10 protein-coding genes are annotated in these 16,143 nt (G+C 43.4%); 2 read left to right on the forward strand and 8 right to left on the reverse strand.

Going from position 1 to position 16,143, the window contains the following annotated elements; translation table 11 throughout:
• Positions 1-5: 5 nt before the first annotated feature.
• From ECHVI_RS16825 to ECHVI_RS16840, 4 genes are all read right to left on the reverse strand, one after another.
• Positions 6-209 (reverse strand): CsbD family protein, encoded by a 204-nt coding sequence (locus ECHVI_RS16825; protein WP_015267217.1) that lies wholly within the window; start codon positions 207-209, stop codon positions 6-8.
• 52 nt (positions 210-261) lie between these two features.
• The gene (locus tag ECHVI_RS16830) at positions 262-510 is read right to left on the reverse strand and encodes a DUF7218 family protein (protein WP_015267218.1); all 249 of its coding nucleotides are present in this window, start codon (positions 508-510) and stop codon (positions 262-264) included.
• A gap of 269 nt (positions 511-779) precedes the next feature.
• The gene (locus tag ECHVI_RS16835) at positions 780-1,178 is read right to left on the reverse strand and encodes a hypothetical protein (protein ID WP_015267219.1); all 399 of its coding nucleotides are present in this window, start codon (positions 1,176-1,178) and stop codon (positions 780-782) included.
• Positions 1,179-1,283: 105 nt separating this feature from the next.
• On the reverse strand, positions 1,284-7,886 hold the full coding sequence (locus ECHVI_RS16840; protein ID WP_041739953.1) for an alpha-2-macroglobulin family protein: 6,603 nt from the start codon (positions 7,884-7,886) through the stop codon (positions 1,284-1,286).
• 285 nt (positions 7,887-8,171) lie between these two features.
• Between ECHVI_RS16840 and ECHVI_RS16845 the strand changes: the two genes are divergently transcribed.
• Complete coding sequence (locus ECHVI_RS16845) at positions 8,172-8,663, forward strand: hypothetical protein (protein ID WP_015267221.1); 492 nt, start codon at positions 8,172-8,174, stop codon at positions 8,661-8,663.
• A gap of 310 nt (positions 8,664-8,973) precedes the next feature.
• Positions 8,974-13,335 carry a PDC sensor domain-containing protein gene (locus ECHVI_RS16850; RefSeq protein ID WP_015267222.1) on the forward strand — a complete coding sequence of 1,454 codons (4,362 nt, stop codon included), beginning with the start codon at positions 8,974-8,976 and terminating at the stop codon, positions 13,333-13,335.
• A 111-nt stretch (positions 13,336-13,446) separates the two neighbouring features.
• On the opposite strand, the gene ECHVI_RS16855 is transcribed toward ECHVI_RS16850, so the two are convergent.
• Genes ECHVI_RS16855 through ECHVI_RS16870 form a run of 4 tightly spaced genes read right to left on the reverse strand, consistent with a single transcriptional unit; the run spans position 13,447 to position 15,948 of the window.
• Entirely contained in the window at positions 13,447-14,061 is a 615-nt protein-coding gene (locus ECHVI_RS16855; protein WP_015267223.1) for a hypothetical protein, read from the reverse strand.
• Between the two features lie 55 nt (positions 14,062-14,116).
• Positions 14,117-14,662: a DUF4136 domain-containing protein gene (locus ECHVI_RS16860; protein WP_015267224.1), complete on the reverse strand. Its 546-nt coding sequence runs from the start codon at positions 14,660-14,662 to the stop codon at positions 14,117-14,119.
• Positions 14,663-14,680: 18 nt separating this feature from the next.
• Positions 14,681-15,286 (reverse strand): OmpW family outer membrane protein, encoded by a 606-nt coding sequence (locus ECHVI_RS16865; protein WP_015267225.1) that lies wholly within the window; start codon positions 15,284-15,286, stop codon positions 14,681-14,683.
• Positions 15,287-15,288: 2 nt separating this feature from the next.
• Positions 15,289-15,948, reverse strand: coding sequence for a DUF4136 domain-containing protein (locus ECHVI_RS16870; RefSeq protein WP_245553353.1), 660 nt, complete (start codon positions 15,946-15,948; stop codon positions 15,289-15,291).
• Positions 15,949-16,143: the final 195 nt, after the last annotated feature.

Here is a 16,143-nt window from a genome sequence, read left to right on the forward strand (position 1 = left end):
AACCATTATTTGGTTTCTTCCTCTTCACTGAAGAGAAATGCTTTAAGGTCATCTATGGATTCCCCCGTCTTTTTCTGGATTTTACCAAGCAATTGATCCTCCTGACCTTCTGCATAGGCGAGGTCGTCATCGGTCAGCTCTCCATATTTTGACTTTAATTTACCTTTAAGTTCGTTCCAATTTCCCTTTAATTTCAAGTTGTTAGCCATTGTTGTTTATAGTTTAGGTTAAAATAATTTGTTGAAATAAATGCCAAGGTGGTTAGTTGTTCCGCAGGGCATGAATGAGTTCATCTTTGTTCATGCTGCTTCTTCCTTGGATGTCCACTTTTTGAGCTTGATCATAAAGTGCTTCCTTTGTCCATTCTTCATACGGCTGAGATTTTCCGCCTTTTTCACCAGCATCTGGTGAATTGGCGATTCTCGCCGCTTTGGATTTACTCATTCCCTGATCTCTCAGGGCTTCATACTGTTCATCGTTTTTGATATGTGGGCCGTGGTCTTTGTTCATGATTGTAGTGGTTAAGTTCGACTACTATAGTACAAATGGTATACCAATGGAAGGAATAAATATTAAAAAATCATAAAAAAATACTTTTTTTTTGTTAATGTCTGTATCGATAGGGGAAATGCTAACCACGAAAGGTATTCACGATAAATTCATTGTGCGTTTGAGGACCTTACATCATATAAGCGGGCTATCCCTTTACACATGGACCCTACATCCCCAATTTTGCCATGACTCCATAGCTTCCCTGAAGGGCTTAAAAAAAAGCTACGTTAGATATCATCCATACCTCTTTCTAGTATGATGGGACCCAAGAGTTCTACTTTTGAGTTTTTAGGATCGATGTTATAGTCCACTTCTATTTGGTCTTTTTCGGTTTCATGGATGTTAAGGCAGGCATTGTAAAACACTTTATGGAAGCGAAGGAGTATTTTGCCCGTATCTTGAGACTTTGTTGGGATTACTTTTTCGAGGCTGGCATTCTCGGCAACAGCTCCATCTGGTCTTGTGTAATAAGAGAGAAAAATTTCCAGTTCCTTTTGCTGCTCGGAAAGGGCTTCCGTAATGGATTGCTCCAGGTTATCAGCGTCAAATTTTGGTAGGTTGAATGTCCAGTCGTATTGCATAATATAAGGTAAAGCAGGTATGTGTTTAGTTACGTAGTTGATCATGTTAAGTTGTAGGCAGTAGGGAAGGAGTTTTCGCCTTATGGCTTTTACAGGTCACCAAAAGCAGGGCCAGCTAAACCCTTTCCAGTTTTTATGCCGGCCCTTGGATTATCGTTCGATGTGGATCAACTTTCCTTTAGAATGGCTACTAAACTCAGGGGCATACATGCATTGGATGGTGCTGATGCCATTTGAAAAGGTACCGGCATTGTTGGCCCTTACGTCATACTCGAAAACGTACACTCCTTTCTCTAGTCGCTCAAAGAAGAAATGGGTACTGGCGTCTCGAGTACTTTCATAATAGCCCAGGCCATCCTGATACTTGTAGCGGGAAAGCACATTTACCGGTTCAAAACCAGCAGCCCGCATATCCTTTAAATGCACAAAATCCATGTCCCTGTCCACCATGATTTTAAGGCGCACTTTGATGAGGTCTCCCACTACGATATTCTTGTCACCGTCTATGGGGTGGAAAATTTCACCTTGGTCGGTGTTTTCCTTGATCAACAGCTCCTTGCTGATCTTCAAAGGTGTTGCGGTGTTTTCCTGGATTTTATCCAAGTCCTCAAAGTACTGCCAATAGAGCGCTCCCCAGGCGATGCCATCTTTTTCTTGGGTAAGCGTGACATTTCCCATGGTTTTTTCGACCTGATCTCCTGACCAAGACTTTTTGAAATAGCCCGTGCCGGCTTCCGCTTGAATAGAGGGATCGGTTTTGGGAGAGACCTTTTGATGACCTACGGAAACTTGTACCGTCTCAGTGGTGCTGAGCCAATCTGATCCCGCTAGCAATAATGCTTGTATGGCGGATGCACTGGCCTTCGTATTGCTCCAATGGTTGGTTTGTTTTTGCTTGAGGAGCCATACTTTCATCTCATTTACGAGCTTGGTCTGCTCGGAAGTCGTATGACGTTCCATCGGAATTTCAGAAAATGTTCTGATCAAGAAGGCTTGTGTCTCGATAGGAGCTTTATACCAGAGCCACCCCGGTTTATTGGCTTTCCAGTAACGCCCTAGTTCAGGATTGTTTATACTGTTCTCGACCAAGGACTTGAGAATTTCCTGAGCCGTGTTGGTTGACAGGGTTCGATGGCTCATCAGGGCAATCATGGCCTGCTCCTGTAGTCCCAGGCTGGTCCATTGACGTAAGGCTTGCTGCTGATAAAGCTGAATAGCCTCCTTCAAGGATCCTGAAGGTTGAGCTTTCGGTAATAAGGTACGTAAATAGAGGTAATGTACTTGGACGGAAGAGATTAGATTTCCTCTAAGGACCGCGTTTAATTTATCGGTATCGGTGGAATCGGTTTTTGAAATTTTGGCCTGTGCTAGGAGCTTTTTGTAATCCTCTAGCAATTGCTCATCCAGGTAGTTCATCGCCTTGGTGATCATGGTGGTGATCTTTTCTGACTGGGCAGCTTGCACCTCCATCCGCTGCAGCTCTGCCAATCCGGTCACAATGTGCTGGGTTATGTAGCGATTAGGGTATCGGCTGCCTTTAAACCATGGAAAGCCTCCTGAACTCATTTGCATGGAGTACAGTTTGGATATGTTTTTTGACAATTCATTACTTATTTTGTTCGTTTCGAACAATAAAGCGATTCTTTGTTTCTGCTCGCTTTCAGATTGGGCGTCTCGTAACCAAGGAGTCTCTTGGATGACCAAGGATTTTAGTTCTTGGTTCTTTTCGAGGTTGCTGAGCAAGGTTTCGGTGTCTTGGTTTTTCCAATGTTCAAATACCGCCTTGATCCGCGGATGGCTGTCTACGATATGCTTCGCCACGGCATTGGCGAAGAAGCGGGCATACGTCTGCTCTGCACATTCATAGGGATACTCCATCAGATAAGGCAGGGCCTGCACGGCGTACCAAGCGGGGTTTGAAGTGACTTCCAGTGTTAATTGATGATGGGCCAGTGTAGTAGAGGCATGATCGGTCAGGTTTACCATTTCAAAAGACTTTTTGCCTTTGTCATTGATCCACATGGGCATGGTTTCCGTCACGAGCATACGGTTGGAAAGCACTGGTAAAATACGCTGCTCCCCATCGGAAAAACTGCCTGCTGCAGCTACCACTTTGTATTGGACTGCTTGAGTGCCCTCCGGTATTTCCAATGACCAACGCACTTCTGTATTGCCTTTTGCTGCCACTTGGAAAGAACGACCTTGTTGGAGATTGGATAGTTGCTGGTTAAGACTTTTTCCTGTGAAGGGATCGGTCAATTCCAATTGGGCTTTGCCGGTTAAGGCATCAGCAGATAAATTGCTGATTTTAGCAGAAAACACCAATTTGTCGCCTTCTCTCAGGAAACGTGGAGCATTTGGCGTTACCATTAAGTCTTTTTGGGTGATGGCCTGCAGCTGCTTATATCCAATGTCCACGGCTTTGGTGTGGGCCAATAATTGGAGCTTCCATTTGGTCAGGGCTTCGGGCGCGGTGAAGCTAAAGCTAATATTGCCCGTGGAGTCTGTGCTGAGGTGGGGATAGAAGAAGGCCGTTTCCCTAAGATCGGATCTTGCCTGAATTTGAACCAATTGCTGATCCATGGAAGCTTGTCCTGCATGAGTGGTGATGATGATGGCTCCATTCTGCCCTTGACTACCGTAGATGGCCATGGCCTCGTCAGCAGCTAATACCTGCCTGGAAGCAACGTCACTTTCTTGGGGTGGGGTGGTGGATATTTTTCCATCAATGATGTAAAGTGCCTGAGTACTGATCCCTGAAGCTTTGGCCCTGAAGGCTATTTCCGCTGGCGGGTGGTTGGCATCTTCCTGTGACTCCATTGCGAGGGCTGCACTGCTTTCTTTTCTGTTAGCTTGATAGCCTGTGACGACCACTTCTTCCAGGCCTGTAGCGTCTTCCGTTAGCACTACATGGACGACATTTCGTTTGGGAGCCAAGTTCGCGGTAGCGGAAAGATATCCGATCAATTGAAACGTTAAGGTGTCTCCAGGGGATGCTTCTACGATAAATTCGCCATCGATATCCGAGACGACACTTTGATGGTTTCCAGATGGATCAATGGTCACCCCGGGCAAGGGATCTCCTTCCACGTTGGTGATTTTTCCCTTGGCAAAGCCTTTTTGCAGGGATGCATCAAAACTGTAAGAGACCTTGGAAGCGATGGGAATCCATTTTTCCCGAAGGGACTGGATATAGCGGTAATTGAAATAATATTCATTGGTAAAATGAAAACCAAACCAGTTCAGCTGCGTCAAGGGCAACGTCTCATGTGTAGTGAAATAACGGCTAGGGAGGAACCGGTTCATGTCAAACCGATCCGTGTCAAAGCTAAAGTGACTTTGGAAGGAAGTTTGGCTGATGTAATTTCTTTCGGCGCGGGCAAAACGCCATTGATGTGGTGTAAACTGGTCCAGAGAAGCATCGTACATGCTTGCCAAGAGCTCAGCGGCTACGTGGTCCTTTTGAGGTCCTTTGACTTTAAATGTCCAGGTTTGTTCGGCACCTGGTTGGATGTGGTCCCGGAAGGTAAGGGTTTCGATTTCCAAGTCCTTTTTGGGATAGGGGACGTTTACCTGAATTTCCCCGGCCACACTGGCATTCGCAAAGGCTGTGGTGTAATGAATTACAAAACCGCCAAGGTCACTGGACTCCACTGGGATAGAAAGGGATTCATAACCGTTTTTTAGGTTTAGCAGCCAAGTGTTTTTGATCGCCCCATCTTTTTCCAAAAAGACACTTACGGTCAGGTTTTTTGCTGCTGTACCCAGGGAAAGTTTGGCTGTATTTCCGGGTGAATAAGAGGCCTTGTCCAGCTGTATATCCAGTAGTTGATGGTCAGGTACCATCGTATGGACATTGTCCATAAGTGTGAACAATCCCTTTTCGGTCACTTTTTGACCAAATTTGTCCATGGCTTCTATTTCCACCAGGTATCTCCCTGTTGACCACTGGTCAATTCTTGCGAGTTGAAGTTCTTTTTCTTTGGCAGTATCAAATGACCTGCTTTTGATCAGCGACCCTTTTTCCCAGTTTTCAGGCTCACCCTCTTCACCATAGGGCTCATGGGGAAAGCGCCTCACAAACTCCTCCTTCTCCCAACGCCGGTAGTCTGGAATGGAAAGAGGTGAATTCCTTAAGACCCTTCCGGGAGAACGAAGCTTGTAGATTTTCAGGGTACCTTGGGCTGGAACAAAGGAGTCATTTAGGTTGGTGCTATTGATCTTGAGTGAAATACTGTCTTGCTGCTTTTTCAATGTCTCTGGAGCTTCCAGATCCAATAGCAAGGCATGATAGCCGACATTTACCGTGGTTTGAGCAGTTCGGGTTTCGCCGTTGATATCAGTGACTTCTGCGATCACTTTATAGTGAAATACGGGGTGATCAGCCTTGGGGACTGTTTCATCCGGAATGGCTTTAAAGGGGATGTTGAAATGCCCATCCCCATCTGTCATTGCCGATCCCACGGCAACTTCCTGTGCATGGGCAACGGGAAAAGTTCGTCTCCAGCTATAATACCACATGGGCATGTGGACTTCCCTGACCACACGGTAGGATACGTTAGCATCGGAAATTTTACTACCGGAAAAGGCCGTTGCTTTACCATAAACCAAGACGCTGTCATTGACTTGATATTCCTGTTCAATTGGCCGAAAATTGGCTTCAAAAGTGGGGCGCTTATATTCTTCTACTGCTATGCGGTGATGACCGCCCAAAAAATCAGTGCCCCGAAGCGCAACATTTTTGATGTTGTTGTTTTTATTAACTTCTAACGTAAAATTACCCGTCAATCCACTGGTAGGCAGGACAAACTCTCCACTGAAAGCACCGTATGCATTGGATTCGAGGAGCAGCTCTGAAACCTTTTCTCCATTCACATCTTTCAGGACCACCTCGACTCCTGCTTCAGGAACGGTTTCACTTTGATGATTGCTACGCTTTACGAGAATGCCCTTGAAAAAAACCGTTTGGCCGGGCCTGTAGATGCTTCTGTCCGTAAACAGGTGTGTGCTTATGGTGTTTTCGTTATCATAGGAATAGCGGTGGTAATTCGAAAAATTGGAGAATATAGCGGTTTGTCCATCTTTTTGCACGTGAACCTCGACACCGTACAAACGGTCCTCTACTGAAAAGTGCACAAACCCTTCCTCATTTGTTATAAGGGAAGATTGGGGCAATAATTTCCTTTTGTTATACCGGTCATTGGAAAGGCGTACACTTGCTCCCTTGATCGGTGTTCCATGTTGACGGTCAATGACCTGTAGCGTGACCTCATTTCCAATATTATGGTGAATCAATGCCATGTCGGTGACTTGGATAAATTGGAAAGCAGTGATGGTAGCCTGTATTCCATCCAGGTCACTGGTGGCCATGATCACGTAATTTCCAGCCGCTAAGCTTGGAAGGAGGTTGTCCATGCGGTGAGGTTGGTAGTCCCCTTCATTTACCAATGGGCTCTGCCAAGATTGGTAAGGCGAGAGTTGTTCGACAAAATGCGTTTTTTCGTGTTCGTCATAAAGGGCATTGAACTTTTCAGATTGCTCATGATTCAACGCGTAAATGGTAAAGTCTAATTGGTCAACGTTTTTGTATTCTGCTAAAATACGGGCTTCCTGCTGGACGGGAAGGAACTTTTCACTGGTGAGATGAAGGAAGGGGGAAACAATCGATCGCTTCAACTGCTTACAAAATTCAATTCCCAGGCCATCTGGAAAATCAGCAATGGATTCATTCAGGAGGGCTAAGGCTTCTTTACGCTTAAACTGGTGATCGGTAGCATCGTGCGGGGAATATTCATCCGCCATGTTGTCGTATAAAGCAGCTAGATCGTAGGTGATGAGGGTACTGATGGGCTTGGACGAATACTGTCGGTATAGCCGGGTCAAGGCCGCTTCGTAGTGCTTATTTTTGGATTCACCGGTGTAATTAGCGGCAATGAATTTTAACCGCTCCAATTGGATCGCTACCAAAGCCGCCTCATGTTGTGCTTTTCTATGGTATTGGGTGAGTGTTCCGTAAATTTTAAGTGCTTCGAATAGCCTCGAAAAACCCGTGAAACGCTGGCTTTTCAAGTATTCTTCTTCTTCCTGGAAATACCTCGGGTCGTTTATCAGGAATTTATCCTTGGGTTGGTGGATGCTGGTTTCTGCCGTTTTGTAGAAAGCCAAGGCCCGATGTGCCAAGAGGTCAAATAGGCTAGGGGTGAGGTGCTTGGTTTTTTCTTCTTCGGTTAAAATGGGCTTAAACTGGTCAATCGGTATTTCTTGTAGCCTTTCCGGATCTTGAAGTGCACGCACATGCATTGCGTGGATGTGTTGGTAGAGCCGGTTTAAATCCCAGGTCCTGAAATCCAAGCTGTCGACCATTGGTGTCGTTTGGCTTCGGTTGTAAAACTGGTAGCGGTTCTCTTGGAAATATTGCCAATAAAATGTCGCCAACATGCTGTGCAGGAGGTTGCTGACAGGTGGCTCGGCAGTGGCAATTTCCTTCTCGAACTTATCAATAATCGCCAGTTGTGCATTTTCTTCCAGCTTTAGTGCGAATTTTGATTGATAGAGCATTGCCTTTAACCATTGCGGCGCATTGTGCGCTGATTTGGCCTGCTGAAAAATGGAATCGGTTATGGCCAGTGCGGATTTTGGCAAATTTTTTAGCTCCAGTTTTTCGACCTTTTCCCATTGCACCTGGTAGCTGTCCTGGGAAAATGTGAGTTTTGGAAGAAGAATTAGACAAAGGAATAGTAAGTATTTTGACATAAAAATGGTATTTAAGCGTGTTTGGTACGAGTTAACCTCATTTTTCAACATAAAAACTAATAAGTTAATGATACGAAAAATATGTTGGATTGTTGATGGATGGAGCAGGAGTTTGCAAGTGGTATGATGATTTTTTCATTGGAAAGTGTCGACCATCCACTTTTCTTGGAGCGATAATTTGTCTATTCTGAATGCAACAGATGATATGGTAAAAGGGGGTATACTTCGTTTTAATTTTAAGGGCTATATTTAGCGCTTGTTGGAATATGAAGAACGTAGATAATTATGGAACTACCAAGTTTAGCCGCAATCAAGAAAGAACTTCAATACCTGCCCCAAGAGGAACTGGTGGGACTACTGCTGGAAACCGCCAAATTCACAAGGGATAATAAGCAGTTCTTGTTTTTTAAAGTATTTGGTAGAGAAAATCCACAGTTTTTTCAGCATATGGTGGAGGAGGAGCTAGCGGATGCCTTCGAATCAGCTAATATGGACCGTGCCTATTATGCTAAAAAATCCGCCCAGGCCATCAGTCGGAAATTGAACAAATACCTGAAGTTTACCAAGGATAAAACGGTCCAACTGGAGCTGGTCGGATTTTTTTGTACGAAGCTTATTGAGTACCAATACCTTGATTTTGGAAATGAAGTGATTCATAATTTGTATGAAATGCAAGTGGCTAAGGTGCGCAAGATTTTTTCGTCCCTCCATCCAGACTTACAATACGATTATCAACCTTTGGTCGACAATATTGAACAATATTCAAAACATGTATAAAATACCGTAAAATAGGTATTGAGTTCTTGTTAAAAAGGTATTACCTTTAAAACATGCACTTGAATAATCGTAAAATTTAATTATTTAATTTACGTTTTTCTTTATTTGAAAAAGGACATCAAGTAAAAACACCATCTTTTTGCACTAATAGTATAACCAATAATATTAGTGAATTTTACTACCACACACTTCTGCTCCTACCGGTAAGTAAGGTGGCCTTCACCAAGCTATTTTACTTTTATTTACCAACCATGGTCCGACATCACCACATGCGTCGGTCATTCTTCATCATCTATAATTTTTATGCATTATGCGAATATCTAAGAAAGGGGTTGTCGTACTTTCCACGCTGGTCATTATTGCCTTGGCTTTTGTGTATTACTTCTTTGTACATGTGGCAGGGAATGAGAAAACGATGAATGCAGATAATATGCGCGTATTGGGAAATATCAAGACCAATATCGAAAACCTCATCGAAGGGCAAAAGAAAATACTTCTGAGCGATGAACAGCTCATGGATTCATTATCATATGAATTTACTTTCGGGAATGAGGAAGTAGTTTTCCGCATCAAAAAAGACTCTATTCAAAAACATCCTGAAACAGACACATCCCTAGTAGAACAAGTCAAGGCACCGGAAAAATATGCCTCGCTATTCGATAATCCACTGGTAGTTAGAAAGGATATTTACGATTTTATTAGCATTAACTGCATTGCCAAGAAAGACAACAAATCACAGGAACTCAATACGCTATTTAGCAATAACCCTACCTTTGGAGAGCTTTATTATACCAATGATAGCATCATCAATGTTTTTAAAACCAAAAAGATATTTGATCTTGACCTAGGGCTGGCCGAATACAAGGTGTTTAATACCTTGCTGTGCAAGTCCGATGCGGGGGCGATATACCTGTCCGGCATGGTCAATAAGGATAAATTTGAAGATCAAAAGCGGGAAGTTTCTGCCCATACCATTTCCATTGCGGTCATCTTTACGATCATAATCCTATTGGCCTTGCCCATCCTGAAGCTTTTTGTGATGAGCAATATGGAGCGGCTCTACACGAGGGATGTGCTGTTTACGGGGGCATCGGTGACGGTGATTCCGATGGGAATTATTCTCCTTTTTATGTACCTGGCCACCCAGCTCAAAGACGATAAAGCAGAAGCCAGAAATGAATTGGAGACCTTGAGCGATCAAGTGGATGAGAATTTTGAATTGGAGATGAACAATGTCATTCATTTGCTAAATGACATTGATACGATCACGGCATCAGAATGGAAAGTAAGGTCCGAAACCGAATTATCCAATTGGATCAAAGGCTTAGACCAACCTGATAAGTCATCATTTTTCCACAAGTTAAATGTAAAAGATACGGTAGTTTCGGCGGACAATGGTGATTCCTCTTCAGACCACAATCTATACAAGGCCTTTGCAGGACTGCATTATGATGACCTTCCTTTAGATGGCTGCCACCAATTCAAATATTTCAACTCGATCTTTTGGTGTGACCGAGAAGGTCAGATACGGGTTTATCTCTCCAGTGAGGGAGACCCCGACAAGGTCATTGACCTTTCGCACAGAAAGTATATCATGAAAGTGGCCAATAACGAAACCAAAAGCTTTCAGCGAAAACAGCCGCTTTTTATGGAATCTATCCGATCGGTCAGTGATGGAAATTATGAAATAGGCGTTGGCATTCCATCAGGGATCGAAGATTTGCCGGTTTTGGCGGTGAGCTTTTCCTCGGCCAGCCTGATTGATCCATTGGTAAAACGTGGCTATGGATTTTGCTTGATGGATAAGTCCGGTAAGACCCTTTTCCATTCCGAGAAAGAGCGAAACCTGAACGAGAACTTCCTGGAAGAAACCGGCGATAAGTTTAGGCCTTTTGTTTCCAGCGATCGTCCTCAATTTGCTTCGGTAGATTATCTAGGCAAGCCCCATTATGTATACCTGAACAAGCTGGACTGTATTGATGGTTACTATTTGGCCACCTTTATGGACAAAGAATATATCAACACGGCCAATTCGATGGCGATTATGCTTACCATCGAAATGCAGATCGCGTATTTGGTCTTGCTTTTTATGCTATGCATGACGGTTTCGTGGCTATCCACCAAACCCAGTAACCTCAAGCAAAAAGTTTTTGCTTTCAACTGGCTGAGGCCTTACAGTTCGGAAGACCATCAGTATAACAGGGCCTATCTATGCTTGTTCCTGATAAATGCTTTATCAGGTTTGTACTGCTGTTTAGAAAGTATCCTTCATGCCGGTTTTGAGGATTTTGTAATCCATGATCTGGTGTTGGTAGGGATAGGTATTGTGGGGTTAAATTATTATGTCCTGTCCGTTTTATTGCCTCCAAGCAAAAAAATGTACACGCGCTTTGGAAAAGCCAATCATATTAAGTTTTTGAAAATCAGTTTTTTGGTGATTGTAGGCGTACTATTGATAGGGAAAGGCATCTTAATGTACCATGCTAAGGATTTGAAGGTGTATTTTAGTTTGATTTTATTAGGGCTATTGGCCCTTGGTGTTCATCAGCTGCTAAAGTTGGTATCCGTACCACTGAAAGACAAAAGTAGTTCCAGCTTGGGCGATAATGTTGTCAGGGGTAAGGTCACTTTACTGCTGGAAAAGTATCAAAAGCGTCCCATGATAGCCTCTTATAGGTTGTTTACGTTCTCTTTGATTTGTTGTATTACAGTGATACCAAGCTTTATTTTTTATGCGATCAGTTATAATAAGGAAAGAGAAATTTTACATAAGTATTACAGTCATGACCTGACGAGTCAGCAGGCCAATTGGCTATCCAAAAAAGCCGAGCAGTTTTACGAATATGAGGACACCAAAAAACAGAGCAGGGTTCCCGAATTGGATGAGTTTGTCGCGACCATGGTAAATGATGATTTACGTCATATGACCTTTGATGATGTGTCCATTGATACGGCCAGTTATGACACCACGGATCATTTTGGTATGGATAGTTTATCGCAGGACTTTTTGTATTATTTTCTGATCGGGGGACTATACGGGGATATTAGGATTCCTTTCAACCCCTATGGAATAGCATCAGAGGGGTATTTGATAAATACAGATGCAGACCAGAGCTGGCGGTACCAAGCAGATACCTTTACCTATTATAGCCCTTCCCAAAAGTATATCGTGGCAGGGAGTCCCAAGCGTTTTGGCGACTTTTTTATAAATAACATGGCGATGTTGGTGTTGGTGCTTATACCGATATTGATAGCTGTGATCATTTTGCTGCTTTCGGGGACTTCACGAAAGATCTGTGGCCTTTCGTTTAAGGGCTATGCCGATCGGCTGATTCCCAAAGTAGGAGAGCTGGAGAAAAGCCACAGCCATGAACTGCACAAAATCTACAAAGAAGCCGACAAGTGGCGGATAAAGTATGACAATGGCATTGGCAAGGATAGCTTTAACAATACTTTTTTGGTAGGTGTAAACGCCTCGAGTGTAAGAAGAATTTACCACCAATTGGAGCAGGAATTTCCGGACAATGTATATACCATGGACATAATTACCTTACCACATGTCATTAACCAACCACACAGCGATAAGGCACCAAAAACGGATAAAGGCTCCGTTTACCATTTTAAGAATGATCAATTAGGGTTGGATATCTCCTTGGATGCGATAGTGAAATCACCCACTTCTAACTATAAGGCATTGGAAACGGTGCTGCAAAATTCTGTGGAAGGAAAAGGACCTGAGGCCGATGAACTGTCCAAAGAAGAAAAAGCCACCTTAAAACTTCCCCTTGTGGTGTATATAGAACATTTTGAATTGGGCTATGACGATATGGAATTTAACCGTATCAAACTCCATATCCTTCAACAGCTGGTTTACAATCCGCTGATCAGGGTGGTGATTTCGAGTAATATTAGTCCCATCAAGATTTACGAGCATTATGAGGACCAAATCAATCATTTTTCTACCGATCCTGGTGCCAAAGAAGATGGTGCATACGATAAAAAGATGATGCTCAAAATGGATTATAGAAATTGGTTAAACGTACTGGGCGGTTTCTACCGCATCAATGTGCCTTTTGATACCACACACATAGATTGGTCAAAGGACGATAGAAAGTCACCTCAGTATCATGTGATGAAAGGGGAGTTTGAGCATGGAAAATACCTCAACCAGCTCGTTTTTAACAAGAAACTTTATAAAAAGTGTGACCAGGAGGAAGATGTGATCCTTCATGTCCAAGAGACTTCTTATACCTATTATTATGCCATCTGGAACAACCTCTCCAAAGAAGAGCGGTACATTGTCTATGACATTGCGCGGGACAAATTTGTCAACACCAACAATGTGGACGGAATCATTGACTTGCTGCACAAAGGTATTTTGGTCTTTGACCATTCTTTAAGGTTGATGAATGAGAGTTTTGGGAATTTTGTGCTTTCCAAGGTCAACAGTGACGAGGCCCTTGCCCGGGAATTGGAATCCAAGCAGAAGGGGACCTGGAACATTACCTTTGCAGTGTTAATTCTTATCGTGATTAGTTTATTGGTATTTATCTCCTTTGGCAGGATCCATGTACTCAATGAGATCAACACGATTATTGCTTCAGCAGGAGCGGCGATGACACTTTTGGTACGGCTGGGAGGCTTGTTTGCCATCAGCAAGGTGGTGAAGTAGGGGAGGCTTGAAAGATTGTCTCTGATATTACGGTTCCTTTCACCAAAAAAAGCGAGGCTACCCCACAAGATTGGAGGCAGCCTCGATGAATGTGATCTTTCCAAAGATTTTTTATTTCTTGCTTTCGGCTGGCAACAAGCCATCGGTCTTCATTTGATCGTATGATTTCATCGCGATGTCTTGTACAGTTTTCTCCACTGAGGATGGATTTACGGTAGAAGATATGCCTGACCAAAGTAGCCTGGTGCTTCCTTTAAGGGAATAAAGGCTTGTTTCGACCACATAGGTGATATCTTCCGTGTAATAGCCTGGATCATAGTATCCACCATATCCAAATCCACCCCAATAGTAAGGGTGCATGGACCAGTAACCGGTATAAGAACCAGGTACCCAATCGGTGGATTTGTCCTTGTCCACCAGCTTCATCACGATGATTCCGTCAAAGCCCTGTTCTTGAAGGATATCGCTACTGCGCGTGGTGTCTGTAGCTGCAGCGGCATTCATCAAAACCTGATAGGAAGGATGAATTTTAGGGTTTAGGCTGGCTACTTTATCTTCAGCAATTCTCCTGCTGGCTTCTGAGTTGCCCAAAACAGCAACCATGATTTTAGTCAATTCGACATCTTGGGGCTGTACATCTGGACTTTTCCATGAGCTTACAATGGAAGTGGAGCTGGAACAACCACAGGCAATGGCAATTACGAAAACGAATAGTTTTTTTATCATTGTTTTGATAGTTTAAGTGAGTATTTGATTTACAGGATGATGATCCCGAAGGGTGTTATTCTATGGTGGTAAATAATTTTTGGGCCGCTTCTTTGATATTCTTTTTGGCGGCTTCGTCTTTTTTGGTGATGATACTTTTTCCTACGCCCTGCCATACCATTTCATTGCTGGCTTTGTCGACAAAATCCAAGGTAAACGTTCCTTCATTATACGTTCCCACAGGAATTTCCTGCACTTCCCAGTGATAATTTCGCTGGCCGATGTACATGGGGGGATCGCTCCTCAGGTCCGTTTCACGGGTTTGGACTTTCTCTTCAATAAAGACACCAATATTGACCAGCATTTCTGGGTTAGCGCTGTCCTGTTGGAGTCCCCTGGCAGAAAGGTTTGCTTTTATGGCTTCCTTTATCCATTCCACGCGCTGCGCATATTCCGGCATTTCATCAATTTCCAAATCGGTCTTATAAAAATCAAAGCTTTTATAATTCTCCAGCGAAAATCCTGCTGCTTGATTGGTGTCAATGACCTTTCCAGCGGTGCATGAAAAGGTAACGGTCAAGATTGCCGCAAGTACTGTATAGGTGTAGGTTTTGATGTTCATGGTATTATGGGTTAATGACTAAAATTTCCATGCAAAGCCAATCATAAAGTCCAAGCTGCTGAACGGATCTTCTCCAAAGCCTGCATTGTATTGGGCCGCCAGATGAAGGTCTAAACCATAAGCAAGTGGTTTCAGCATTCCCACACGAGGCGCAAGCCCAAACTGGAATCCATTGTCCCGAACTTGATATTGGCCTATTTCGGTCCATTTCATGACGTAGTATCCACCAATTCCCAATCCTATATAGGGTCTAATCTGCCCTTCAGGAGATAGGTAATAATTACCTGTTGCCATAATGGGAATGGAATTGGTATAGTTATACCGTTTACCGGAAAGTGTGACGATTTTACCATCAATGTCGACTTTGACACTTTCCACGCCTTTTACATCCTCATAAAAGGTGTTGACCCCTGTCATAATGCCCAATCCAAGGTATTCGGTTAAGTGATATTCATAAGCGATATTTACGCCTCTAAAACTGAAGTTTCCACTATAATCCGCTACATCCCCCATGGGAAGGCTAGGGACATAATTCACCTGAAACTGGCTTGTTCCTTGTGCCTTTAGAAGATAAACGTTTGATAATAGGACTGTTAGTATAAATAAAGTTTTATAAAATCTCATAATTACTTGTTAAGATATGGTGAATCGGTAAAAATCTGATCCATTCCGCGAGCAATTCGGTTTTGGATGTTGGTTTCGTCTCCTTGGAGCACGCCGTTCAGACCGCCTGCCCACAGGACGGGAAGCCGGTCGGGTTCGCCATCGCTGACCGTTTCGATATCCTTGGGATCTACCATTTCAATGATGACAGTTCCTTCCCTGTAGCTGTATACACCACCGAAGTAGCAGCAACCTCCAGGATAATAGGGATACCATCCATCAGCCGGATAAGGATACCATCCCCATCCAGGCCACCATCCCCAATAATCCCACCAGGAAACGAATTGAACGTCCAACGTATTCACGGCTGAGACCATTAGGACTACATCTGAACCATCACTGACAGGGTCTGTATTTCGATCCCACCCAATGCTTCTAAAATGCTGATCGACTTCGGAAAGAATAAAATCTTCCATATCCGACTCAAGGGCAGCTGTGTTGTCGTTTGAAATGAATACTACCGAGTCTGGCAAGTGATAGCTGCCATAATTGTCAAAATTCACATCAGGATCCTGAAAGGTGAGGGCGACATCCAAGTCTTCCACATAATCAGCTCCCTGAGGTGTACAAGAAGAGATCATCAATAAACTACCAAAATAGAGTAGTGGTTTAATTCGCATCATTAGCTTAATTTGAAACATGTTATAATTTTACGTGGGCGCAATTAATCAAATTGTAGAGTAATCGATCAAACTAAATCTTAAATGGTTGATAAGATTTATAAATATTGCCAATATACCGGTGCTAATTCTTGGTCAATGGTGACTAGGAGCCATTTAGTGTGCGGTTTTGGAAACCCCATATGAAATAAATCCGTT

This window comes from Echinicola vietnamensis DSM 17526 (assembly GCF_000325705.1).
GTDB classification, from domain to species: Bacteria; Bacteroidota; Bacteroidia; order Cytophagales; family Cyclobacteriaceae; genus Echinicola; species Echinicola vietnamensis.

Coding starts and splice junctions, on each gene's coding strand:
- ECHVI_RS16825 (WP_015267217.1), bottom strand. CDS start 209: ATGGCTAACAACTTGAAATTAAAGGGAAATTGGAACGAACTTAAAGGT.
- ECHVI_RS16830 (WP_015267218.1), bottom strand. CDS start 510: ATGAACAAAGACCACGGCCCACATATCAAAAACGATGAACAGTATGAA.
- ECHVI_RS16835 (WP_015267219.1), bottom strand. CDS start 1,178: ATGATCAACTACGTAACTAAACACATACCTGCTTTACCTTATATTATG.
- ECHVI_RS16840 (WP_041739953.1), bottom strand. CDS start 7,886: ATGTCAAAATACTTACTATTCCTTTGTCTAATTCTTCTTCCAAAACTC.
- ECHVI_RS16845 (WP_015267221.1), top strand. CDS start 8,172: ATGGAACTACCAAGTTTAGCCGCAATCAAGAAAGAACTTCAATACCTG.
- ECHVI_RS16850 (WP_015267222.1), top strand. CDS start 8,974: ATGCGAATATCTAAGAAAGGGGTTGTCGTACTTTCCACGCTGGTCATT.
- ECHVI_RS16855 (WP_015267223.1), bottom strand. CDS start 14,061: ATGATAAAAAAACTATTCGTTTTCGTAATTGCCATTGCCTGTGGTTGT.
- ECHVI_RS16860 (WP_015267224.1), bottom strand. CDS start 14,662: ATGAACATCAAAACCTACACCTATACAGTACTTGCGGCAATCTTGACC.
- ECHVI_RS16865 (WP_015267225.1), bottom strand. CDS start 15,286: ATGAGATTTTATAAAACTTTATTTATACTAACAGTCCTATTATCAAAC.
- ECHVI_RS16870 (WP_245553353.1), bottom strand. CDS start 15,948: ATGATGCGAATTAAACCACTACTCTATTTTGGTAGTTTATTGATGATC.